The 23,812-nt window shown below is 69.8% G+C and carries 18 protein-coding genes; 10 read left to right on the top strand and 8 right to left on the bottom strand.

Features of this window, described 5'->3' with window-relative positions; translation table 11 throughout:
* The first annotated feature begins 2 nt into the window (after window positions 1-2).
* From bcsQ to QTI51_RS07660, 5 genes are all read left to right on the top strand, one after another.
* Window positions 3-824: a cellulose biosynthesis protein BcsQ gene (gene bcsQ, locus QTI51_RS07680; RefSeq protein ID WP_165840309.1), complete on the top strand. Its 822-nt coding sequence runs from the start codon at window positions 3-5 to the stop codon at window positions 822-824.
* Window positions 821-2,989, top strand: a complete 2,169-nt coding sequence (bcsA, locus tag QTI51_RS07675; RefSeq protein WP_116909023.1) for a UDP-forming cellulose synthase catalytic subunit — start codon at window positions 821-823, stop codon at window positions 2,987-2,989. The genes bcsQ and bcsA overlap by 4 nt, the downstream gene beginning before the upstream one ends.
* A complete protein-coding gene (bcsB, locus tag QTI51_RS07670) occupies window positions 2,986-5,469 on the top strand; it encodes a cellulose biosynthesis cyclic di-GMP-binding regulatory protein BcsB (RefSeq protein WP_286512096.1) in 2,484 nt (827 codons plus the stop codon). Before bcsA ends, bcsB begins: the two co-directional genes overlap by 4 nt.
* 7 nt (window positions 5,470-5,476) lie before the next feature.
* Window positions 5,477-6,826: a cellulose synthase complex periplasmic endoglucanase BcsZ gene (gene bcsZ / locus QTI51_RS07665; protein ID WP_116909022.1), complete on the top strand. Its 1,350-nt coding sequence runs from the start codon at window positions 5,477-5,479 to the stop codon at window positions 6,824-6,826.
* A 122-nt stretch (window positions 6,827-6,948) separates the two neighbouring features.
* Complete coding sequence (locus tag QTI51_RS07660; RefSeq protein WP_286512099.1) at window positions 6,949-11,250, top strand: cellulose synthase subunit BcsC-related outer membrane protein; 4,302 nt, start codon at window positions 6,949-6,951, stop codon at window positions 11,248-11,250.
* Window positions 11,251-11,335: 85 nt separating this feature from the next.
* On the opposite strand, the gene QTI51_RS07655 is transcribed toward QTI51_RS07660, so the two are convergent.
* Together QTI51_RS07655 and QTI51_RS07650 are read right to left on the bottom strand one after the other, a co-directional pair.
* A complete protein-coding gene (locus QTI51_RS07655) occupies window positions 11,336-12,676 on the bottom strand; it encodes a putative bifunctional diguanylate cyclase/phosphodiesterase (RefSeq protein ID WP_286512102.1) in 1,341 nt (446 codons plus the stop codon).
* Between the two features lie 165 nt (window positions 12,677-12,841).
* The gene (locus QTI51_RS07650; protein ID WP_286512105.1) at window positions 12,842-13,231 is read right to left on the bottom strand and encodes a hypothetical protein; all 390 of its coding nucleotides are present in this window, start codon (window positions 13,229-13,231) and stop codon (window positions 12,842-12,844) included.
* Window positions 13,232-13,443: 212 nt separating this feature from the next.
* Here QTI51_RS07650 and QTI51_RS07645 point away from each other — a divergent pair, with 212 nt between their 5' ends.
* Genes QTI51_RS07645 through QTI51_RS07635 form a run of 3 tightly spaced genes read left to right on the top strand, consistent with a single transcriptional unit; the run spans window position 13,444 to window position 16,212 of the window.
* Window positions 13,444-14,136, top strand: a complete 693-nt coding sequence (locus tag QTI51_RS07645) for an HAD family hydrolase (protein WP_116909019.1) — start codon at window positions 13,444-13,446, stop codon at window positions 14,134-14,136.
* Window positions 14,133-15,797 (top strand): phosphoglucomutase (alpha-D-glucose-1,6-bisphosphate-dependent), encoded by a 1,665-nt coding sequence (pgm, locus tag QTI51_RS07640; protein WP_116909018.1) that lies wholly within the window; start codon window positions 14,133-14,135, stop codon window positions 15,795-15,797. Before QTI51_RS07645 ends, pgm begins: the two co-directional genes overlap by 4 nt.
* 4 nt (window positions 15,798-15,801) lie before the next feature.
* On the top strand, window positions 15,802-16,212 hold the full coding sequence (locus QTI51_RS07635) for a PPC domain-containing DNA-binding protein (protein ID WP_116909117.1): 411 nt from the start codon (window positions 15,802-15,804) through the stop codon (window positions 16,210-16,212).
* Here QTI51_RS07635 and QTI51_RS07630 read toward each other — a convergent pair.
* Genes QTI51_RS07630 through QTI51_RS07620 form a run of 3 tightly spaced genes read right to left on the bottom strand, consistent with a single transcriptional unit; the run spans window position 16,178 to window position 18,141 of the window.
* Window positions 16,178-17,239 (bottom strand): aldo/keto reductase, encoded by a 1,062-nt coding sequence (locus QTI51_RS07630; protein ID WP_116909017.1) that lies wholly within the window; start codon window positions 17,237-17,239, stop codon window positions 16,178-16,180. The genes QTI51_RS07635 and QTI51_RS07630 overlap by 35 nt on opposite strands.
* On the bottom strand, window positions 17,236-17,589 hold the full coding sequence (locus QTI51_RS07625) for a TIGR04076 family protein (protein WP_116909016.1): 354 nt from the start codon (window positions 17,587-17,589) through the stop codon (window positions 17,236-17,238). Before QTI51_RS07625 ends, QTI51_RS07630 begins: the two co-directional genes overlap by 4 nt.
* 15 nt (window positions 17,590-17,604) lie before the next feature.
* Window positions 17,605-18,141, bottom strand: coding sequence for a helix-turn-helix domain-containing protein (locus QTI51_RS07620; protein ID WP_286512112.1), 537 nt, complete (start codon window positions 18,139-18,141; stop codon window positions 17,605-17,607).
* 202 nt (window positions 18,142-18,343) lie between these two features.
* On the opposite strand from QTI51_RS07620, the gene QTI51_RS07615 reads away from it, so the two are divergent.
* Both QTI51_RS07615 and QTI51_RS07610 read left to right on the top strand, forming a co-directional pair.
* Entirely contained in the window at window positions 18,344-18,643 is a 300-nt protein-coding gene (locus QTI51_RS07615) for a DUF3311 domain-containing protein (protein WP_116909014.1), read from the top strand.
* Complete coding sequence (locus tag QTI51_RS07610) at window positions 18,640-20,112, top strand: sodium:solute symporter family protein (RefSeq protein ID WP_116909013.1); 1,473 nt, start codon at window positions 18,640-18,642, stop codon at window positions 20,110-20,112. The genes QTI51_RS07615 and QTI51_RS07610 overlap by 4 nt, the downstream gene beginning before the upstream one ends.
* Before the next feature lie 12 nt (window positions 20,113-20,124).
* Here the strand turns inward: QTI51_RS07610 and QTI51_RS07605 are convergent, their stop codons facing one another.
* The 3 genes from QTI51_RS07605 to QTI51_RS07595 all read right to left on the bottom strand — a co-directional run bounded on the left by QTI51_RS07605 (window position 20,125) and on the right by QTI51_RS07595 (window position 23,792).
* Window positions 20,125-21,486 (bottom strand): homoserine dehydrogenase, encoded by a 1,362-nt coding sequence (locus QTI51_RS07605; protein ID WP_116909116.1) that lies wholly within the window; start codon window positions 21,484-21,486, stop codon window positions 20,125-20,127.
* Between the two features lie 255 nt (window positions 21,487-21,741).
* Window positions 21,742-22,797 carry an amino acid ABC transporter permease gene (locus QTI51_RS07600; RefSeq protein WP_116909012.1) on the bottom strand — a complete coding sequence of 352 codons (1,056 nt, stop codon included), beginning with the start codon at window positions 22,795-22,797 and terminating at the stop codon, window positions 21,742-21,744.
* Window positions 22,794-23,792 carry an amino acid ABC transporter permease gene (locus tag QTI51_RS07595; protein ID WP_116909115.1) on the bottom strand — a complete coding sequence of 333 codons (999 nt, stop codon included), beginning with the start codon at window positions 23,790-23,792 and terminating at the stop codon, window positions 22,794-22,796. Before QTI51_RS07595 ends, QTI51_RS07600 begins: the two co-directional genes overlap by 4 nt.
* Between the last annotated feature and the right edge of the window lie 20 nt (window positions 23,793-23,812).

The following is a 23,812-nucleotide window of genomic DNA, read 5'->3' as shown; positions in this document are numbered from 1 at the left end:
CGATGGTCGTCGTTCCCGTCATCTCCTCCAAGGGCGGCGTCGGCAAGACCACGGTCACGGCCAACCTCTGCACCGCACTCGCCCAGCGCGGCCGGCAGGTGCTTGCGATCGACCTCGATCCGCAGAACGCGCTGCGCTTTCACATCGCCAGCGAGCCGCAGGCCTGCGACACCGGCCTGGTCGAGGCCGCCACCGGCCTGATGCCCTGGGCTCGCGCTATTCGCGCAGCCCATGGCGGCGTCATGCTGCTGCCTTTCGGCGACGTCGACGACGAGCGCCAGATCGCGTTCGAGCAACAGCTCGCCCGCAACCCCCATTGGCTGGGCGAGACGCTCGCGCGCTTCGGGCTGCCTCAAGACATGCTGGTGGTGCTCGACACCCCGCCCGGCCCCTCCGTCTATCTGCAACAGGCGCTGCGCGCGGCCAGTTTCAGCGTGGTCGCGGTGCTGGCCGATGCCGGCTCCTTTGCCACGCTGCCCATCGTCGAACGCATGCTCGACAAGTACACCCGTCCGCGCGCCGACTACATCGGCACCGGCTACGTGGTGAACCAGGTCGACCCGGGCAAGCGGCTGAACCACGACGTGTTCGAGGTGCTGCGCAAGCAGTTGCGCCCCGACCTGCTCGGCGTGCTGCACCTGGACCAGGCCGTGCCCGAGGCGCTGGCCTCGGCCGTGCCCGTGCAGCGCTACGCCCCCATGAGCCAGGCCACGCAGGACATCGCCTCGTGCGCCGACCGGCTGCTCGAGCGCATTGCCGCCGGCCCCCAGCTGCACCAGCAGCACCCCCTTTCTTCTCCGCGGAGCATGGAACAGACCCGATGAAAAGCGCCTCGCCCGCCCCGCAGGAGCAACCCGCCCCTCGCCCCGCCCCCGCCTTCATGCGCCTGCTGCCGGTGCGCATCCTGGGCTGGATCGCCGCCCTGATACTGCTGCCCGCGGTGATCATCGCGCCCATGACCTTCGAGCAGCAGATCGTGCTGTCGGTGGGCATCTTCGCGGCGGCGCTCATCGCCAACCGGGTTCGCGGGCGCTTCGCCGGGCTGGTGCTGATCTTCCTGTCGGTGGTGGTGTCTTCGCGCTACACCTACTGGCGCGTGACCGAGACCATGTTCATGGACAACCCGGTCGACCTGGTGCTGGGCGTGGGCCTGCTGATGGCCGAGCTGTACGCCTTCGTGGTGCTGCTGCTGGGCTACATCCAGACCGCCTGGCCGCTGGAACGCAAGCCGGTGCCGCTGCCCGAGGACCCGGCCGAGTGGCCGACCATCGACCTGTTCATCCCTACGTACAACGAAGCCTTGTCGGTGGTGCGCTCCACGGTGCTGGCCGCGCAGTCGATCGACTGGCCGCGCGACAAGATCAAGATCTTCGTGCTCGACGACGGCCGGCGCGACGAGTTCCGCGTGTTCTGCGAAGACGTGGGCGTGACCCATGTCACGCGCGACAACAACCGCCACGCCAAGGCCGGCAACATCAACGCCGCGCTGAAGAACACCACAGGCGAGTTCGTCGCGATCTTCGACTGCGACCACATTCCCACGCGCTCGTTCATGCAGATCGCCATGGGCTGGTTCGGGCGCGACCCGAAGCTGGGCATGGTCCAGCTGCCTCACTATTTCTTCTCGGCCGACCCCTTCGAGCGCAACCTGGACACTTTCGGCACGGTGCCCAACGAGGGCGAGCTGTTCTACGGGCTGATCCAGGACGGCAACGACCTGTGGAACGCCACCTTCTTCTGCGGCTCCTGCGCGGTGCTGCGCCGGACCATCGTGGAAGAAGTGGGCGGCATCGCGGTGGAAACCGTGACCGAAGACGCCCACACCGCGCTGAAGATGCACCGCCGCGGCTACAGCACGGCCTACCTGGCGCTGCCGCAGGCCGCCGGCCTGGCCACCGAAAGCCTGTCGGGCCACGTGGGCCAGCGCATTCGCTGGGCGCGCGGCATGGCGCAGATCTTTCGCATCGACAACCCGCTGTTCGGCCGCGGGCTGCATTGGGCCCAGCGCCTGTGCTATGTGAACGCGATGCTGCACTTCTTGTACGGCCTGCCGCGGCTCATCTACCTGACGGCGCCGCTGGCGTACCTGTACTTCGGGGCCAGCGTGATCCACGCATCGGCGTCGATGATCTTCGCGTTCGCGCTGCCCCACATCCTGCACGCCAACCTGACCAACAGCCGCATCCAGGGCCGCTTCAGATACCTGTTGTGGAACGAGGTGTACGAGGCCGTGCTGGCCTGGTACATCTTCCGCCCGACGCTGGTGGCGCTCATCAACCCTAAGCTGGGCAGCTTCAACGTGACGGCCAAGGGCGGGCTGATCCAGAAGGAGTACTTCGACAGCAGCATCGCCAAGGCGAGCCTGGTGTTGCTGGCGCTGAACTTCGTGGGCGTGTGCCTGGGCGTGTGGCGCCTGACCTGGGTCGACCCGCAGAACATCGCCACCGTGTGGCTGAACCTGGCCTGGACCGTCTACAACCTGATGATCCTGGGCGCCTGCGTGGCGGCCGCCAACGAGTCGCGCCAGCTGCGCGGCGCGCACCGGGTGGAACTCGCCCTGCCGGCCACGCTGTACTTCGAAGACGGCCGCTCGCTGCGCTGCAACACCTTCGACTTCTCCAGCGGCGGCCTGGGCGTGGAACTGCCGCAGGACCTGAAGCTCGACCTCGAAACGCAGGTCGAGGTGGCGCTGTACCGCAACGACCAGGAATCGCGCTTTGCCTCCACGGTGCGCTTCAGCAGCGGCAAGCGGCTGGGGCTGCGCTTTGCGCCCATGAGCTTCGCGCAGGAGCGCGCGCTGGTGCAGTGCACGACCGCGCGTGCCGACATCTGGGCGGCCCGCTGGGGCAACCACCCGCGCGTGGGCATCCACCGCGTGCTGGGCCACATCATCAGCATCAGCGGCACCGGTTTCCGCGACATGTTCAGCCATTACTACCGTGCGGCCGCTTCCCGGCTGCGTCCTGTCAAAACGAAGGAATCCACGTGACGTCCACCCTGCGCGCGCACCGCCGCGTCGTGCCCCCTGCCCGCGTGGCCACGCCATCGAACCCGGCTTCCTTCCACTCACCCCGCCGTTCACCCGGCACCGCGGGCCTGCTGGCCGTGGCGCTCGCCGTGGCCGCCATCGGCGGCGGCGCGCATGCCCAGCCGCGTCCGCTGGCACCGCCGCCGTCCACCAGCCAACAGGCACCGGCGGGCGCAACGGCTGCGCCGGGCGTCTCTTCTGCCGGTACCACGGCCAGCAGCCCGGCCAGCACCTCGGCGAACACCCCGCGCGGCGCCCCACTGTCGCTCGCCGCAGCCGGCGCCCCTGCCGCCACCCCGGCCGCCGGCGCCGTGCGCGAGCTCAACCTCACGCAGCTGGGCATCGACTACGCCGTGCAGCTGCGCGGCATCAGCGGCACGGTGGGCATTCCGTTCAACGTGCGCGCCGACGAGCTGGTCACGGCCGCTTCGTTCAAGCTGAACTACGCCTACTCGCCCTCGCTGATCCCCGAGCTGTCGCACCTGAAGGTCACGGTCAACGACGTGCTGGTGGCCACGCTGGCCGTGAACCGCGCCGACGCGGGCAAGCCGCAGACGGCCGACATTCCGATCGACCGGCGCCTGATCACCGAGTTCAACCGCATCAACGTCGAGCTCATCGGCCACTACACGCGCGAGTGCGAAGACCCGGCGCACACCAGCCTGTGGGCGCGCATCGACGCGACCAGCACGCTGAAGCTGACCGTGGCGCCGCTGAAGCTCACGAACGACCTGGCCAGCCTGCCGCAGCCCTTCTTCGACCGCCGCGACGTGCGGCGCGCGCGCATTCCCTTCGTGTTCGGCGCGCCCGCCGCGGGCCCGGTGCTGGAAGCCGCGGGCGTGGTGTCGTCGTGGTTCGGCTCGCTGGCCGACTACCGCGGCGCGACCTTTCCGGTGTCCAACGGCGACCTGCCGACCGGCCATGCCGTGGTGTTCGTCACGCCGGAGTCGAGCATTCCCGGCCTTACGCTGCCCGCCATCCAGGGCCCGGCGCTGGCCGTGGTCGACAACCCGCAGGACGTCAACGGCAAGCTGCTGCTGGTCATGGGCCGCACGCCGGCCGACCTGCGCACCGCCGCCGCCGCGCTGGCGCTGAACAGCAAGGCGCTGTCGGGCGCGATGGCTTCCGTCACCGCGTTCCAGGAACCGCCGGTGCGCAAGCCCTACGACGCGCCGCGCTGGGTGCCCAGCGACCGCGCGCTGCAACTGGGCGAGCTGACCACCGCCGGCGACCTGTCGGTGACGGGCTACAACCCCGACGTGGTGCGCGTCAACCTGCAGCTGCCGCCCGACCTGTTCACCTGGCGCAGCCGCGGCATTCCGCTCGACCTGCAATACCGCTACACGCCGCGCGTGCGGCCCGACCAGTCGACGCTGAACGTCAACGTCAACGACAACTTCATCGGCGGGCTGCCGCTGCGCTCGGCCAACCCGGCCGGCGACCGCTGGTGGAACCCGCTGGCCGTGAAGCTGATGCCCGACGGCACGCTGGCCGAAACCAAGGAAGTCATTCTTCCGCCGCTGGCCATGGGCCCGCGCAGCCAGCTGCGCCTGCACTACTACTTCGAGCCCGTGGGCGGGCGCTGCGTGCCGCAGCTGGACAACGTGCGCGGCTCGATCGACCCGACCTCCAAGATCGACGTGTCGGGCTTCCCGCACTTCATCGCCATGCCCGAGCTGGCGGCCTATGCCAACGGCGGCTTCCCGTTCTCGCGCATGGCCGACCTGTCGGACACCGCGGTGATCCTGCCCGAGCAGCCCGACAACAGCGACACCGAGACCTACCTGGGCCTGCTCGGGCAGATCGGCCGCTCCACCGGCTACCCCGCGCTGCGCGTGAAGGTGGGCCGCTCCAGCGAAGCCGCGCAGTGGGCCGACAAGGACCTGCTGGTCATCGGCAACCTGCAGAGCCAGCCGCTGTTCACGCAGTGGGCCGACAAGATGCCGCTCAAGCGCAACGGCACCGCGCCCGAGCTCAAGCTGAACAGCTGGATCGACAACGCCGTGGACTTCGTCATCGGCGCGCGCACCCGCGAAGACTTGCCGGGCACCATGCAGATCGCTGTGAGCGAAGACGGCCGCGACGCCGTGCTGGCCGGCTTCGAGTCGCCGCTGCGCAGCGGGCGCAGCGTGATCGCCGCCATCACCAACGCGAGCTCGAAAGAGGCGCTGCTGAACGCGCTCATGACGCCCGACCTGCTCAAGAGCGTGCAGGGCAGCATGACCATCGTGCGGGACACGCAGGTCAACAGCGTGCTGGGTGGCGACACCTACTACGTGGGCCGCCTGCCGCCCTTTGCCTGGGTGCAATGGAACCTGTCGCGCAGCCCGCTGATGCTGGGCGCTCTGGTGCTGGTGCTGGCGCTGCTGGGCGCGGGCGTGTCGTATGCGGGCCTGCAACTGCGGGCACGCCGTCGCCTGTCGGTCAACAAGGCCAAATAATCCGTTCATGCGAGCTTTGCCGACCCCGCCGCCCCCCGAACGACTTGCGAGCCGGCGCGCCCTGCTGACGGCCGCCGGCCTGGCGCTGGCGCTGCCGAAGATGGCGAGCGCCGCGCCGGCCGCTGCCACAGCGCCTGTTGCTGCGCCTGTTGCTGCGCCTGTTGCTGCGCCTGTTGCTGCGCCTGCTGCCGCGCCCTCCCCGGCGCCGGCTGCAGCCACTGCGCCTGCCGCGGCCCCCGCCTGCCACCCGGCCACCGACTGGGTGGCCTTCGCGTCGCGCCACATCCAGCCCGATGGCCGCGTCATCGACTTCAACACGCCGCAGCAGCAGTCGACCTCCGAAGGCCAGTCCTACGGGCTGTTCTTCGCGCTGGTGCACAACGACCGCCCGACTTTCGCGCGCGTGCTGGCCTGGACCGAGTCCAACCTCGCGGGCGGCAGCCTGGCCAAGCAGCTGCCGGCCTGGCAATGGGGCCGCAAGCCCGAAGGCGGCTGGGGCGTGCTCGACCCCAACGCCGCGTCCGACGCCGACCTGTGGATCGCCTACGCGCTGATGGAAGCCGGCCGGCTGTGGAACGACACCAACTACCGCACGCTGGGCCGCGCCGTGCTGGCGATGGCGGTGCGCGACGAGGTGGTTTCGCTGCCGGGCCTGGGGCGCATGCTGCTGCCCTGGCCCAAGTCGGTGGCGACGGCGCCGGCCTGGCGCCTGAACCCCAGCTACATGCCGCTGCAGCTGCTGCGCTACTTTCAGCAGGCCGATCCGGCGGGCCCGTGGCATGAGGTCACGGACAACACGCTGCGCATGTTTGGCGCCGTCACGCCCAAGGGTTTCGCGCCCGACTGGTGCGCCTGGTCGCAGGACGAGCGCGCCTTTGTCGCCGACCCGGTGAAGGGCGTGACCGGCAGCTACGACGCCATCCGCACCTACCTCTGGGCCGGCATGCTGAGCGACAAGGACCCGGCGCGCAAGATGCTGCTGCTGAACCTGCGCGGCCCGCGAGTGCTGCTGGCCGACCATCAGCCCGTGCCCGAATACGTCGATACCGTGACCGGCGCCGTGCGCGGCATGGCGCCGCTCGGCTTCGCCGGCGCGATGCTGCCGTACCTGAAGGCAGCGGGCGAAACCGACGCGCTGGCCGCCCAGGTGGCGCGCGTGCCGGGCGGGCGCGTGGTCGCCGTGCCGCCGAACCCCAACACACCGCCAGTGACGCCCCCGGTGGCGCCCCTGCCCTACTACGAACAGTGCCTGCTGCTGTTCGGCCAGGCCTGGCTCGACGGCCGCTACGAATTCGGCCGCAACGGCCAACTGCAAACCTCATGGAGAACGCTATGCCGTCCCAATCGACCGGCTTGAAGCCACAGCGTCGCTCTTCAGTCGCATTGCCCGCAACGACCACGGCGCTTGCAACGCCCCATACGCCCCGCACGCCGGGGCGTCTGTCGTCGCAGTCCCAGCAATGGATGGCCTGCCTCGGCATGCTCGCCGCGCTGTGCACGGCCAACCCCGCCCACGCGCAGGCCGACGCCACCGCCGCGCTGGTCGAGCAAGGCAACTACTGGCAGACGCAGGGCCGCGCCGACCTCGCCGAAGAAAGCTGGAAGAAGCTGCTCACCGTCGACCCGCGCTCCACCGACGCGATGTACGGCATGGCGCAGGTCGAGCTGTCGCGCAGCAACGCCGACGCCGCCCGCAGCTGGATCGCCCGCCTGCGCACCGCGAACCCGAACGACCCCCGCCTGGCCCGGCTGCAGCAGCAGTCGCAGCAGCCGGCCGGCCAGCAAAGCACGCTGCAGCGCGCCCGCGCCGCCGCGCGCGCCGGCCGCTCGGCCGAGGCCGTGGAGCTGTACCGCAGCCAGTTCGACAACCGCCCGCCGCCCGACGCGCTGGCGCTGGAGTACTACCAGGTGCTGGCCAGCACGCCGCAAGGCGCGGACGAAGGCCGCAAGGGCCTCGAGCAGCTGGTGAAGGACCACCCCGAGAACGCCAACTACCGCCTCGCGCTGGCGCAGCAGAAGACCTACAGCGAGCCCACGCGCCGCGCGGGCATTCGCGAGCTGGTCGAGCTGACCAAGCAGCCCGCCGTGGCCGGTGCCGCGCGCGCGGCCTGGCGCCAGGCGCTGATCTGGCTGGACGCACGCCAGCCCGACGTGCCGCTTTACCAAGACTACCTGGCCAACAACCAGGCCGACGCAGCTGTCAGCGCGCGGCTCGAAACCCTGACCGCCGCCAAGACCGCCGCGGCGAACTCGCCCGATGCACCGCTGGGCGAAGGCTTCAAGGCGCTGGAGCGCGGCGACGCGAGCACCGCCGAGCAACGCTTCCAGGCGGCGCTGCGCGCCAAGGCCGACGACAGCGAGGCCCTGGGCGGCCTGGGCCTGGTGCGGCTGCGACAGGAGCGCTTTTCGGAAGCGCAGGACTTCCTGGAGCGCGCGGTGCGCGCCGGCGGCAGCAAGTGGAATTCGGCACTGCAAAGCGCCACCTACTGGACGCTCATCGGGCAGGCCCGCGCCGCCCAGGGCAAGAACGACCTGCGCGGTGCGCAGGCGCTGTACGAGCGCGCCGTGCGCATCGACGGGCGCGAGCCCGTGGGCCAGAACGCGCTGGCCGACCTGCGCGCCGCCGCCGGCGACTTCGCCCAGGCCGAGCAGGGCTACAAGCGCGTGCTCGAAAGCAAGCCCCAGAACACGCAGGCGCTGCGCGGCCTGATCTCGGTGTACGGCCAGACCGGCCGCCCCGACCAGGCCCTGGCGCTCGCGCGCCAGCTCACGCCCGAGCAGGCCACGCAGCTGGGCGGCCTGCGCGACATCCAGGTCGAGCAGGCGCGCAACCGCGCGCGCCAGCAGGCCGACGCGGGTGACGCGCCCGGCGCGCAGCGCACGCTCGAAGACGCCATGCTCGCCGCGCCCGACAGCCCCTGGGTGCGCCTGGACCTGGCGAACATCTACCGCAAGCAGGGCATGGTGTCCGAGGCGCGCGGCGTGATGGAAGGGCTGCTGATGTCGCAGCCCGACATGCCCGACGCGCTCTACGCCAGCGCCCTGCTCGCCTCCGAGACGGGCGACGCGGCCGCGGGCATCCAGTACCTCGAACGCATTCCGGCCGCCTCGCGCACGCGCGACATGGCCGGCCTGCAACGCCGCCTGTGGGCGCAGTCGCAGGCCGCGCGCGCGCTGGCGCTGGCCCGACAAGGCCAGGTCGACGCCGCCCGCGGCGTGCTGGCGCAGGCCGAGTCGGCGCTCAGCACCGACATGCCGGCCGAGCTGTGGGGCCAGCTTGCCGGCGCCTACGCCGAGATCGGCGATGCGCCGCGCGCGCTGGCCATGAGCCGCCAGCTGCTCGCGCGCTCGCCCACGCCGAGCATCAGCGACCGGTTGCTGTACGCGTCGGTGCTGCTGAAGACCAAGCAGGACATCGAGCTGTCCGCCGTGCTGCGCCAGCTGGCCAGCGTGAACATGACGGCCAGCCAGCGCAACGACTTCGACAGCCTGCGCGTGGCCTTCGCGCTGCGCCAGGCCGACGCGCTGCGCGAGGCCGGCAACCTGGAGGCCGCCTACAACGCGATGGCCCCGGTGCTGGCCGAACGCCCGAACGACCCGCAGGCCATGGGCGCGCTGGCGCGCATGTACTCCGCCGCGCGAGACGAGACCCAGGCGCTGGCGCTGTACCAGCGCATCCTGCAGCGCAACCCGACCGACCTCGACACGCTGCTGGCGGCCGCCGCCAGTGCCAGCGCCCAGCGCGAGCACAGCGAGGCCGAGAACTACGTGATGGCCGCGCTGAAGCAGGCGCCCGACCAGTCGCGCGTGCTGGCCGCGGCCGGGCGCGTGTACCGCAACGCCGGCGACAGCCGCAAGGCCGAGCAGTACCTGCGCGCGGCGGTGGACGCCGAGCGCCAGGTCGCCTCCGGCGGCTTCGCACCCGGCGGCGCGCCGGTGCAGATGGGCGGCGGCAACCCGTTCGCCGGCATGACCGGCAGCGGCGCGCCGGGCGCGGCCGTGCCCACGGGCTATCCGCCTGCCAACGGCAACCCCTTCGCGCAGCAGGCGCGCATGCAGCCGGTGTCGTATCCCGGCGCGGCGGGCGCGGCGCCTGTCTATGCGCAGGCCCAGGCTTACCCGGCGGCGGGCTATCCCGCGGCGGGCTACCCTGCCGCCCCGCAGGGCTACCCTGCCTACCCCGTGGCGGGTGCGCCGAATGCCTACCCGCCGGGCGCCCTGCCTTGGGGTTCGACCGGCACGGCCACCAACGCCAAGGGCCGCGCGGCCACCGCCAAGGGCACCACGCGCACCGCACGCAACAACGCGAACGGCAACGTGCCGCAGGCTTCTGCCTACGTGGCGCCTTCGATGCAGCCCATGCAGCAGTACCCGGTGCCGGGCACGCAGCAAGTGGCGCCGGTCTACATCCCGCAGGCCCAGCCCCAAGGTGGCGCCTACCCGAGCTACCCGGCCTACCCGCAGGCGAACGCCGCCTATGCGCAGGCCAACACGCCGCGCCAGGAACCCAGCTGGAACTCGCCGCTGCGCGCGGCGCCGGCCAACCCGCTGGTGTCGGAGCTGCAAGACCTGGAGTCGCAACGCGCCATCAGCCTGACCGCCGGCACCATCTACCGCAACCGCGCGGGCGAGGCCGGCCTGAGCCGCCTTTCGGACTTCCAGCTGCCCGTGCAGGCCCGCTTCCCGGTGGGCGAAGGCAAGATCGTCGTCGGCGTGACGCCCACGGTGCTCGACGCCGGCACGCCCGCCAGCGACTACCCCACCGGCAGCCGCTTCGGCGGTGGCCCGGCCGCGGCCCTGAACGCGCTGCAAAGCGGCAGGGAAACCAACCAGCAGAACGCCAGCGGCGTCGGCCTGAACGTCGGCTACGAAGGCAAGAACTTCGACGCGGGCATCGGCACCACGCCACTGGGCTTCCGCACCACCAACGTGGTCGGCAACGTCACCTTCAAGGGCAGCTTCGGCGACTCGTGGAACTACAAGGCCGACCTGTCGCGCCGCGCGGTGACCGACAGCGTGCTGTCGTTCGCGGGCGCCAAGGACGAGCGCACCGGCGAGCGCTGGGGCGGCGTGGTCGCCACCGGCGCGCGCGGCGACCTGGGCTACGACGACGGCACCTACGGCGTGTACAGCTACCTGTCGGCGCACGGCATCACGGGCAAGAACGTGGCCAGCAACTCGCGCTTCGAGACCGGCGGCGGCGCCTACCTGCACCTGATGAACAGCGCCAGCTCCAAGCTCACGCTGGGCATGAACATCGGCCTGATGGGCTACGACAAGAACCTGAGCTACTACACCTACGGGCAAGGCGGCTACTTCAGCCCGCAGAGTTTCGTGAGCGTGGCCTTCCCGGTCGACTGGACCGGCCGTGCCGACCGGCTCTCGTGGCGCCTGAACGCGTCGCTGGGCGTGCAGTCGTTCACGCAGAAGTCGTCGCCCTACTTCCCGACCGACTCCAGCCGCAACGGCGACGCCGCACGCGCGGCCGCCGCGGCGCTGGGGCTGGGCTTGAGCAGCACGGTCTACAACAACATGTACGCCAGCAGCTCGAAGACCGGCCTCTCGTACAACCTGGCCGCGGTGGTCGAGTACCAGCTGGCGCCGAAGATGTTCCTGGGTGGCGCGCTGGGCTTCAACAACGCGCAGAACTACCGCCAGTTCACTGGCGCGCTGTACCTGCGCTATGTGTTCGGCGGTTCCAGCACCATCGGCGCGCCGGGCTACGGTGGCAGCGGGGCCACGCTGAACCCGATGACTTCGCCGTACACGCCGCTGCTCTGATGGGGAGCCGGGGCTTCGGCCCTGGCCTTGGTGCTGCTTTCAGGCCAGGACCGCAACAGCCTCAGCCCGCGGCAGCGGGTCAGCGTCAGCCCGCGGCAGCGGGCGGGGCCAGCGCGCCGACCGGCGCGTCGGTGCCCCACAGCGGCGCCTGCTCGAACTGCGCCACCCACTGCACCATGTCCTTGGCCGCCATCGGCATGGCGATGCCGTAGCCCTGGGCCAGCGTGCAGCCCATGGCCAGCAGCGCCTCGCCCACCTTCACGGTTTCCACGCCCTCGGCCACCGCGGTGAGGCCGAGCGCGTTCAGCAGCGCCAGGATGCCCTGCACGATGGCGCGGTCCTGCTCGTTGTCGAGCATGCCGCGCACGAAGGACTGGTCGATCTTCACCGCCGACACCGGCAGCTGGCGCAGGTAGGTCAGCGACGAGTAGCCGGTGCCGAAGTCGTCGATGGTCACCGCCACGCCCAGCGCCTTGCAGGCCTCCACGAACAGCGCCACGTTGGCGAACTGGCTGATGGCCGTGGTCTCCAGGATTTCCAGCTCGAGCATGCCGGCGCCCAGCTTGGGAAACTGCGACAGGTGGCGTGCCAGCCGGTCGACGAAGTCCCAGCGCATCATGTGGCGCGGCGCCACGTTCACGCTCACCGAAATCTCCAGGCCCGCCAGGCGCCACTGGTGCGCCTGCCACAAGGCCGTGGCGATGGCCCAGTCGCCGACCTGCTCGACGAGCGCGTCGTCCTCGATAAGCGGCACGAACTGGATGGGGGGCAGCAGGCCGCGCTCGGGGTGCTGCCAGCGAATGAGCGCCTCCACACCGACCACCACGCCGCGCTGCATGTCGACCTTGGGCTGGTAGACCAGGAAGAACTCGCCTTGCAGCAGCCCTTCCTGGATGCGCTGGCGCTCGCGCACGATCTGCTCGTCGGCGCGGGCCTGCGGGGCGTCGAAGTAGTGCACCTTGCCATCGGCCGCGCGCTTGGCGAAGAAGGCCGCGTGCTGCGCCTGGCGCAACGCGGTCTCGGGCGGCGGGCCGTTGCTGTCGAGCATCATGGCGCCGATGCTGGCGTCGAGGCTGGCGGGCTGGTCGCGCCACATCCAGGGCTCGGCCAGGGAGGTCTGGATGCGTTCGAGCACCTGCGCGCACTGCGAGGTGCCCAGGCCGGCGAACACGGCCGCGAACTCGTCGCCGCCCACGCGGGCCATCACGCTCTCGCGCGGCAACTGGGCTTTGACGCGGCGGGCCACCTCTTCGAGGGCGGCATTGCCGGCGACCATGCCCAGGCGGTCGTTGAGCTCGGCGAAGCGATCGACGTCGATGTAGCAAACGGCCGCCAGGCGCTTTCCCGAGCGGGCCCAGTCGGCCATCAGCGGGCGCAGCACCTCGTCCGGCGGGAGGCGTGCCGAACCGTCGTAATGGGACGGCAATGAGACTGGGGTTTGCGTGTTCGACAAAAGACTGTGGCTCCGGAAAGTCGCGAGCTATTGTTCTCCCAATTGGGCCTTTTCCGCGCTTTGCGCCCCGGAATTGTTACAGACGCGGTGTGCGCACAACACTCCTGCATGCATGCAGGGCCCGGCGCACCCGCGCGCCTAGCCGCAGTACGCCCCGACGACCCGGCCCGAGGGCTCGACCTGCACGTTGAGCCGGGTCATGTCCTGCGCGGGATCGGCGCTGTCGGTGGCCAGCACGGTGCGACCGACGCGGGCACCCGTGCGCTGGCGCATTTCGTCGAGCAGCTGCGGAGTCGCGCGCAGCCCAAGCCCGAAACGCGCTTCGGCCGCCCTGCAGCTGTCGGGCGGCGTGGCAAAGCTCGGTGGCTCGGGCACTTCGGAGGTCAGCGGCCGGTCCGTCGGGGGCGACTGGCAACCGGCGGCAAGAAAGGCGATGGCCAGGGCCATCGCCAGGGCCGACAGGGCCGGCATGACCGGCAAGGCCGGTATCGGCAGGCTGGCCGGGCTTCGGCCGTTCGTCACGTGCATGTGTGTCTCGCTCCTTGAAAGAGGCCTGAAGCTTAGTCAGGTCAGGGCGCGGTCTCGCGGCGCAGCTTACGCCGCGGGGCTGCAAAGCATCAACTAATTCACGCCGCGGCGGCCGGGTGCCACGTTCGAGGCGTATGCTGAAACCGAAGTTCGCATCCGGGTCCTTGGCCCGGGTCACACCCGAGCTTGCAGCTCCCCTTCTTGCACTGTCCATGACCCAGCAGCAACCCTCGTCCATTGCTTCCACCGTGTTCCTGGTCGACGTCGACAACACCCTGCTCGACAACGACCGCGTCATCGCCGACCTTCGCGCGCACCTCGAAGCGACCTTCGGCGCCGACAGCGCCAACCGCTACTGGACCGCCTTCGAGCAACTGCGCAGCGAGCTCGGCTACGTCGACTACCTGGGCGCGCTGCAGCGCTACCGCGCCGAGGAAAGCCGCCGCGGCATGAGCGACTCGCGGCTCTTGCTGATGTCGGGCTTTCTCATCGACTACCCCTTTGCCGACCGGCTCTACCCCGGCGCGCTGGAGGCGCTGAAGCACCTGCGCCGCCACGGGCCCACGGTGATCCTGTCGGACGGCGACGTGGTGTTCCAGCCGCGCAAGGTGCAGCGCTCGGGCCTGTGGGAGGCCACCGAGGGCCGCGTGCTCATCTACGTGCACAAGGAGCAGATGCTCGACACCATCGAGCAGTGCCATCCGGGCAAGCACTACGTGATGATCGACGACAAGCTGCGCATCCTCTCGGCCATGAAGGCCATCTGGGGGCCGCGTCTGACGACGGTCTTCGTGCGGCAAGGGCACTATGCGCTGGACGCGCAGGCCATTGCCGCCTACGCCCCCGCCGACATCACCATCGAACGCATCGGCGACCTGATCAACTTCGACTTTCCTTCGACATGAGCCAAGCCTCCACCCCCCTCGCGGCCCAGCCGGGCCAACCCGCCCCGCTCGACCTGCTGGTCAACGTACCGCGCCTGATCTCGGCCTACTACACCGGCCGGCCCGACCCCGCCGTGGCCAGCCAGCGGGTTGCCTTCGGCACCTCGGGGCACCGCGGCTCGTCGTTCGACGACGCCTTCAACGAATGGCATGTGCTGGCCATCAGCCAGGCCATCTGCGACCACCGCAAGCAGAAGGGCATCGACGGCCCGCTGTTCCTGGGCATCGACACGCACGCGCTGTCCACGCCGGCCTTCGCCAGCGCGGTCGAAGTGCTGGCGGCCAACGGCGTGCAGCTGATGATCTCCAAGGACGACGAATACACGCCCACGCCGGCCGTGTCGCACGCCATCCTGGTCTACAACCGCGGCCGCACCACGGGCCTGGCCGACGGCATCGTCATCACGCCTTCGCACAATCCGCCCGAGAGCGGCGGCTTCAAGTACAACCCGCCCAACGGCGGGCCGGCGGGCACCGACATCACCTCCGCCGTGGAGGCCGCGGCCAACAAGATGCTGGCCGGCAAGCTCGAAGGCGTGAAGCGCATGCCGCTCGCGCAGGCGCTGAAGGCCGCGACCACGCACCGCCACGACTACCTGAACACCTACGTCGAAGACCTGGCCCAGGTGCTCGACATGGACGCCATTCGCGGCGGCACCGTCGACCTGGGCGTCGACCCGCTGGGCGGCGCGGGCGTGAACTACTGGCCGGCCATTGCCGAGCGCTACAAGCTCTCGCGCCTGAACGTGCTGAGCCGCGAGGTCGACCCGACCTTCCGCTTCATGTCGCTCGACTGGGACGGCCGCATCCGCATGGACCCTTCCTCCCCCGACGCGATGCACAAGCTGATCGCGCTGAAAGACCGCTTCGGCATCGCCTTTGCCTGCGACACCGACCACGACCGCCACGGCATCGTCGCGGGCAGCAGCGGGCTGATGCAGCCCAACAGCTACCTCGCCGTGATGATCGACTACCTGTACACGCACCGCCCGCAATGGCCGGCGCAGGCGGCGGTCGGCAAGACGGTGGTCAGCAGCCAGATGATCGACCGCGTCGCCGCGCGGCTAGGCCGCAAGCTGTACGAGGTGCCGGTGGGCTTCAAGTGGTTCGTCGACGGGCTGGTCGATGCCTCGCTGGCCTTCGGTGGCGAAGAGAGTGCGGGCGCAACCTTCCTGCGCCACGACGGCTCGGTGTGGACCACCGACAAGGACGGCATGGTGCCCGCCCTGCTCTCGGCCGAGATCGCCGCGCGCACCGGGCGCGACCCGGGCGAGCGCTATGCCGAGCTGACGCAGGCGCTGGGCCAGCCGGTGTCCGACCGGGTGGACGCGGCGGCCACGGTCGAGCAGAAGAAGAAGCTGTCCAGCCTGTCGCCGGCGCAGATCGGCTCGACCGAACTCGCGGGCGACAAGATCGTCCAGGTGCTGAGCCACGCGCCCGGCAACGGCGCGGCCATCGGCGGCGTGAAGGTCGTGACGGAAAACGGCTGGTTCGCGGCGCGGCCTTCGGGTACGGAGAACATCTACAAGATCTACGGCGAGAGCTTCAAGGGCAAGGAGCACCTGGCGCGCATTCTTGAAGAAGCGCAGCACGTGGTCGACGGGGCGCTCTCGGGCGCCTGAGCGCGTGCAGACGCTGGTGCTGCGGCTGAACCCGGGCGACGACCTGCGCGCCGCGCTCGATGCCGCGTTGACGCAGGCCGGCGCGCAGGGTGCGTTCGTGGTGTCGGGCATCGGCAGCCTGCACGGGGCGAGCGTGCGCTTCGCGGGCGCCGAGACGCCGACGCGCATCGAGGGAAAGCTCGAAATCCTCACGCTGGCGGGGAGCCTGTCGCCCGATGGGTCGCACATTCACATCAGCGTGTCGAACAGCGAAGGCCGCGTCTTCGGGGGGCATGCGGCGCCGGGGTGCGTGGTGCGCACCACGGCGGAGATTCTTGTCGCCCTGCTGCCCGACTGGCAGCTCGCGCGCAAGCACGACCCGCTCACGGGTTACGCCGAACTCAGTGCGGTTTGTCGTTCAGGTCGTACTTCATGATGCGGCCGTGCCGGCCTTCGAGGTCGCGCTCGACGGCGTAGACGTCGCCGCTGGGCGCGCTGCGCTGCGACAGCACCGTCTCGAGCAGCGCCAGGTCTGCAGCATCGAGTTGCAGGTCGAGCACCTTCATGTGGTCGGCCAGGTGGTCGCCGCGACGCACGCCGACGATCACGGCTGCCACGGCCTGTTGCTGCAACACCCAGCGCATGGCCACCGTCGAGATCGACACGCCGTGGCGCAGCGCGACCTGCTTGAGCGCCTCCAGCAACTGCTGGAACAGGTCCCAGCCGCCGAAGTCGTCGATGACGAGCTTGTACTTGACCAGCGATCGGTTCTCGAACGACTGCCCCGGCTCGCTCACGCCCAGCCAGCGCTCCGACAGGAAGCCACCCGCCAGGCTGCCGTAGCACAGCAGCTTCATGCCTGCTTGCTCGCAGTACGGCGTCATCAGTGGCGCGGGCCGCTGGTCGAGCAGCGAGTACTGCACCTGCATGCTGAAAAGCGGCATGCCCGCATCGGCAAGCTCGCGCGCATGCGCAGTGTCGAAGTTGGTGCCGCCCACGCGGTCGATCTTGCCGGCGCGCTGCAGCTCCCCGAGCCAGTGCGCCACCTCGAGGTAGCGCGGCACGCTGTAGTCCCACCAGTGGAGCTGCACCAGATCGAGCCGCTCCATGCGCAGCCGCGCGAGCGACCGGTCGATGATCTGCTCGACCTGGCGCTTGTCGATGCGCGCAAGCACTGCAAGGTCGGGCACCAGCTTGGTGTGCACCCGAAGCCGGGAAAGGCTGTCCCGGCCATGGCGACGCAGGTGGTCGGCGCGGAAGTCGCCGATCATTTCTTCCACGCCCGTGTAGATGTCGGCGCAATCGAAGGTGGTGATGCCGGCCTCGTAGTACGCCGCCATGTCGGCGATGGCGCGCGCATGGTCCACGTCGCCATGCCCACCGGCCAGTTGCCAGCCACCCTTCAGCAAGCGCGAGATTTCATAGCCGGGAGCGAGTTCGATGCGGTGGTGCGAGGGAGTCATGAGTTCTCGTTCGAAGGATGGACAACCGCCGTGGTGTCGGCATGGCGAAAGGCGCGCAGCCCCAGGCGGGTGATGCGAAAGCGCGAGGGGCAGTTGGGGTCCGGGCAGGCGACCTCGGCGTCGGTGCTCATCCAGTCGTTCGCGTCGGTGGGCCGCTGCTTGGCGGCCAGCAATGGCAGCAAGGCGCCCAGCGAATAGATCGAGAAGCCCTGCCCCTCGGGCAGGTGCAGCATCTCGCCGCGCAGCTCGAAATGGTCGCCCACCTTGGCGCCGCAATAGATGCGGGCGCCCTCGGGCGCGACCACTTCGACGCGCAGGTCGTGGAGCGTGAAACTGGTGTCGGGGGTCATGGATGCCTCGTGGGATCAGGGGTTGGGCGGCGTCACCGACAGGATGATTTCCGTGGCGGCCTGCGACTGGTTCAGGTAACGGTGCGGCAGCCGCGAGTCGAACGAGATGCTCTCGCCCGCCAGCACCGGGTAGTCGACGCCGGCAATCTGCGCCACCAGCGCGCCCGCGACCACGTACACGCACTCGGTGGATTCGTGGCCGCGCGGCTCGTCGGCAGAGACCTGGCCGGGCTGCAGCACGGCGCGCAACACCTCGAGCTGGCCGTTGCCGGCGGTGAGGCGCTCGTAGCCGACCTGCCCCTTGGGCGCGGTGAGCAGCGAGCGCTTTCCGGGACGGCTGATCCAGACCGAGGGAGGCGCGGCCGCCATGAACAGTGAAGAAACCGATTCGCCGAACACGCCGGCCAGCCGGCACATGGTCTCCAGGCTCGGGTCGGTGACGGAACGCTCGATCTGGCTCAACAGCGTGGCGGACACGCCTGCCTGCGCGGCAAGGTCGCGCAAGGAGAGGCCGCGCGCCGTTCGCAGTTCTTTCAATCGTTCGCCGATCATCGGTTCGACCTGTCGGGTGTGCAGTCTGGCTTCATTTTCGATCAATTATGAGCAATGCATGAATGTACGACAACGGTGCATCTGCAATTCTTCATTCATTCTCAATTTGTTAAAAATAGGCAAACTCCAGCTTGTAAAACAAGGCATTTCCGGCTCACACTCTGCCAGTTTTTGTGCATCAACACTTTACACAGGCAGAGAAATGATCGACCCACTTCCCGCACGTGGCAGCAACCCTTCCCGCCTGGGCCATCGATGGCTCCTGGCCTTCCCCTTCGTCTGGCAAGCCTGCCTTGCGCCTGCGGTGAACGACATCTCGGCCTCCCCTCTCGGCATGCCTTTTCCGATGTTCTGGCAAATGGCGGGCATCGTGCTGACCAGCGTGGTGATCGCCATCGTGTTCTGGCTCGACGCCCGGGCGGGGGTGGAAGCCGAAGAGGCCGACTTTCTCGCGAAGAGCATCGAGGCCGACGCAGCAACCCACCAGGACGGCGCACCATGAAGCTGGCCATCGTCCTCGCGATCCTGCTCGCCACCGTCGCCGGCGCCATGGCCTATGGCCGACGCGCAAGCCACGGTAAGAGCTTTGCGGACTGGGCTGTCGGCGGGCGCAGCCTGGGCACGCTGGTGTTCTGGTTCATGAACGCGGGCGAGGTCTACACGACCTTCGCCGTGCTCGGCATCTCGGGCTACGCCTGGGCGCTCGGCGCGCCGGCCTACCTCGCCTTCTGTTCAGTCTCGATGAGCTACGCGCTCGGCTACTGGCTCATGCCGAAGATCTGGCGCGCGGGCCGGCTCGGACGGTTGCTGACACAGCCGGACTTTTTCGCGGCGCGCTACGACGCGCCGTGGCTCGGCGTACTGACCGGCGTGGTGGGCATCGCGTCGTTGGTGGTGTACGTGCAGATCCAGCTCGTGAGCCTTGGGCTGATCGTGCAGCTCACGCTGGGCAACAGCATTTCGAGCGAAGCCGCCACCCTCGGCGCCGGCGTGCTGATGATCGCTTTCGTGTTCGCGGCGGGCATGCGCTCGGCCGCCTTCGCCGCCGGGGTGAAGGACATCCTCATGGTCGTCGTCGTGGTGCTGTTGAGCGCGACGGTCGCAAGCAAGGTCGGCGCGGCTTCACTGATGGACCTGTTCTCGATGGCCGAGAGCAAGTACCCCAACATCGGCAAGCTGCCGGGCCTGAACGCCAACTCGCCCACCACGGCGATCTGGCTCATGACCTCGGCCATCAACATCGCACTGGGCAACTGGGTGTTTCCGCATCTGTTCCAGATGTCCTATGCGGCGCACAGCGCCACAGCCATCCGGCGCAACGCCATCTGGCAACCGCTGTACTCGCTGGCGTATTTCTTCATCATCCTGCTGGGCTTCGCGGCGCTGCTGGCCGGTACGCAGCCGCCCGGCGGCAACCTGAACGCGGCGCTGCTGCAGTTCGTGTCGGACCGCTATCCGGCATGGACGGTCGGCTTGTTGGCCGGCACGGGCTTTCTGCTGGCGCTGGCGCCGGGCTCGCTGCTGCTGTTGACGGCGGGCTCGATCTTCACGCGCAACGTGGTGCAGCCGTTTCGGCCCGGCATGAGCGAGCGCCGGTCCCTGGCGCTTTCGCGCGGCTCGCTGGTGGTGTTCGCGGCCGTCGCGGTGTGGCTGTCGATCAGCCAGAAGGGTTCGCTGGTGAAGATACTGCTCGACGCGTATTCCGCCATCGGCATGCTCGCACCCGGCGTGTTCCTCGGGTTCCTGTGGAAACGCACGACCGCCGTCGGCGTGCTGGCCGGGCTGGTCGCGGGTTTCGTCGCACTGCTGGCGCCGTTTGCGGCCAATTTCTGGGCCGCAGTGGTGCCGCAGTGGGAGGCCGGGCTGATCGCGATGGCCATCAACGCCGCCGTGGTCGCGACCGTGAGCCTGGCCACACGGCCGCCCCCGCGCGATGCCATCGCGATAGGGCTGCAAGACCGGACGGCCTGAGCGCCTTCTTCGTCAGCCTTCCAGCGCCTCGACCCGCAAGCTCACGACCGGCCCCACCACATCGGCCTGCGCCTGCAGCGCATGCACCGCGAGATCGAGCGTGCCCTGCGCCACCGGGCCGGTCAGCACCAGCACCTGCGGACCCACGCCCGGTTTCTCGGCCGCGAGCGCGACCTGCCGCACCGGCACGCGCTGCTCGGCCAGGCAGGCCGAAACAGCCTGGATGTGGCTGACCGCGGCCACCGGCACGCGCAGGTAGTGCGCGGTGACCACCGCCGCGCGCGGCAGCACCGCCAGCGCATTCGTCGCATGCGCATGAACGCCCAGGTGCGGCACGTGCTGCGCGGCGGCAACGCCATCGAGCCGCGCCACGTCGACCAGGTCGGCGATGACGGCGGAGGCGGTCTGCTCCGAGCCTGCGCCCGCGCCGTAGTACATCGTGAGGCCGGCCGCGTCGCTCTTGACCATGACGGCGTTCATCGACCCGTTGACATGCGCCATCAGGTGGTCGGCCGGCACCAGCGCAGGCTGCACGCGCAGCTCGACGCCCGCGGCCTGCCGGCGCGCCACGCCGAGCAGCTTGATGCGATAGCCCAGTTGCTCGGCGCAGGCCACGTCCACGCCCTGCAGCGCGGTGATGCCTTCGACCTGCGCATCGTCGAAGCGCAGCGGCATGCCGAAGGCGTTGGCGGCCAGCAGGCTCAGCTTGTGGGCGGCGTCGATGCCTTCGATGTCGAAGCTTGGGTCGGCCTCGGCGTAGCCCAGCGCCTGCGCCTGGGCCAGCGCGGCGGCGAAGTCCAGGCCCTCGTCGCGCATCTTGCTGAGAATGAAATTGGTGGTGCCGTTGATGATGCCGGCCACCCATTCGATGCGGTTGGCCGCCAGGCCCTCGCGCAACGCCTTGATGATGGGAATGCTCACAGCCACCGCGCCTTCGTAGGCCACGACCACGCCCTTCTCGCGCGCGGCGGCGAAGATCTCGGTGCCGTGCACGGCCAGCAGCGCCTTGTTGGCCGTGACCACGTGTTTGCCGTGCGCTATGGCGGCCAGCACCCAGTCGCGCGCGGCGCCGGTGCCGCCGGCCACTTCGACCAGCACGTCGACGTCGGGGTGCGTGGCGACGTGCATGGCGTCGTCGGTCAGCGGCACGCCCGGGCCCACGATGTCGGCGGCACGCGCCAGGTTGCGCGCGGCGACGATCACCAGTTCGATCGCCCGGCCGGCGCGGGCCGCGATGTCGGCCTGGTTGCGCGCCAGCACGCGGAAGGTGCCGCGGCCCACGGTGCCGATGCCGATCATTCCCACGCGCAGGGTACGGGTGGCCGCGGGAACGCGGTGCAAGGGCTCGAGGGATTCAACGGGATCGCGGTACATGGACATCTCCAGACGAAAAAACAAAAAACCCAGCTGCCAGAGCTGGGTTGATTCGTTCGGGGAGAGAGCGATACCAGGTGGCTGCCGGAACGGCCACCTGCGCGTGTCAGGTGACCGCGGTGGTAATGGTGGTAATCATTCGAGCAACAACCATCGCCTGCGCGGAGGCAGGCGGCATCATGCGAGCCATCAGGGCTGCGTGGGATGCGGGGGTGGTGTTGTGGCTCGGCATGAAGGCCCGGAGTGTACCGCAGCTCAAGGCGCGGCCGCGAGCCGCTTTTCGAGCCACACGCTGTAGCGCGAGAGGCCGAAGCACAGCACCCAGTACACCGCGGCAATGAAGAGGTAGCCCTCGAGGTAGAACGGCCGCCACGTCGGGTCGCCGCCCAGCGCCAGGCCCAGCGCCCCGGTCAGCTCGAACAGGCCGACCACGGTGACCAGCGAGGTGTCTTTCAGCGTGCCCACCACGCTGTTGGTCAGCGCGGGCACCACGAGCCGCAGCGCCTGCGGCAGCACGATGTCGCGCTGCACCGGCCAGCGGCCGAAGCCCAGCGCCATGGCCACCTCGGTCTGGCCGCGCGGCACCGCCTGCAGGCCGCCTCGGATGATTTCCGCCAGGTACGCCGCCACGAACAGCGTGAGCCCCGCGAGCACGCGCACCAGCACGTCGGGCTGCCAGCCCGCCGGCCACAGCAGCGGCAGCAGGAACGAGGCCATGAACAGCACCGAAATCAGCGGCACGCCGCGCACCAGCTCGATGTAGCTCGCGCTCAGCGTGCGCACCACCGGCCAGCCCGAGCGCCGCCCCAGCGCCAGCAGCAGCGCCAGCGGAAACGCCAGCGCCAGCCCGACCACCGCCAGCCCGATGGTCAGCGGCAGGCCGCCCCAGCGGCTGGTCGGCACGTGCGCCAGGCCCATCACGCCACCGCGCATCAGCCCGACGAACAGCAGCAGCGCCACCACCCACAGCGGCGCCAGCCACCAGCGCCAGCTGCGCGGCCAGGCGCTGAGCACGGTCACCGCCGACAGCACCACCACAGCGATGGCCGGGCGCCATTGCTCGTCATAGGGAAAGCGCCCGAACAGCATCGGCCGCCATTTCTCGGCCACCACGCCCCAGCACGCGCCGTGCTGCACGGCGCGGCAGGCTTCGGCGTCAGGCCGGAACACGGCATGCACGATGCCCCATTCGACGAAGTGGAAACCGCCCCACGCCAGCACCGCCAGCAGCAGCAACGTGGCCAGCGAGCGCAGCGGCGAACCCCAGAGCTCGCTGCGCCACGCGATGGGCCCTTGCGCCACGCGTCTCATTGCCAGCCCCGCAAGGCGACGCGCGCGTTGTAGCGGTTCATGCCGAAGGAAATCAGCAGCGACAGCAGCAGGTAGATCGCCATGATGATCGCGATGCACTCGAAGGCGCGGCCGTTCGAGCCGATGGTGGTGTTGGCCACCGACACCAGTTCGGGATACCCCACGGCCACCGCCAGCGACGAGTTCTTGGTGAGGCTGAGCAGCTGGTTGGTGAGCGACGGCACGATCACGCGCAGCGCCTGCGGCAGCACGACGATGCGCAGCTGCTGCCCCGAGGACAGCCCCAACGCCTGCGCCGCGAGCACCTGCCCCTGCGACACCGAAAGGATGCCGGCGCGCACGATTTCCGCCACGAAGGCGGCCGAGTAGAAGCTCAGGCCCGCGACGATGGTGACGTACTCGGGGCTCAGCGCGGCGCCGCCGCTCACGCCGAAGTCGCCGCGCTCGGGAAATTCGAAATGCGTGGGCCACCAGCCGCCCTCGCCCGCCACCGGCCACGGCACGCTGAGGCCGCCCTTGCTCAACCACACGCCCGGCAGCAGCCGCACCGGTTCGGTCGGGTCGGGCAGCAGGTTGGCCATGGCAAAGGCCAGCATCAGCAACTGCACGAGCAGCGGCACATTGCGCAGCAACTCGACGTAGGCCGTGCATATGCCGCGCAGCAGCACGTGCGGCGCGAGCCGGCCGATGCCGATGAGCGTGCCCAGCACGACCGAGAAAATGGCCGCGGGCACGGCCGCGCGCACCGTGTTGATCAGGCCCGCGAGAAAGGCGCGCCACGACGGCTGGCCCGCATCGAAGTCGAGCCAGCCCTCGCTGATGGAAAAGCCGGCGGGCTCTGTCAGAAAGTCGAAACCGGAACGAACGCCGCGCGCACGAAGCACTTCGAGCGCGTGGTGCACCACCCAGGCCGCGCCGGCCAGCACGGCCACCACCAGCAGCGCCTGAACCGCCCAGGCCAGCCAGGCGCCGCGGCGCGAGGCCCCAGGGCTCACCGCACCGGAGGTGCGCAGGT

Origin of the sequence: Variovorax sp. J22G73, assembly GCF_030317035.1 — a bacterium.
Taxonomy (GTDB): Bacteria; Pseudomonadota; Gammaproteobacteria; order Burkholderiales; family Burkholderiaceae_C; genus Variovorax.
The sequence above is the reverse complement of the archived record's forward strand: the minus strand, read 5'-3'. Positions and strand labels throughout refer to the sequence as shown.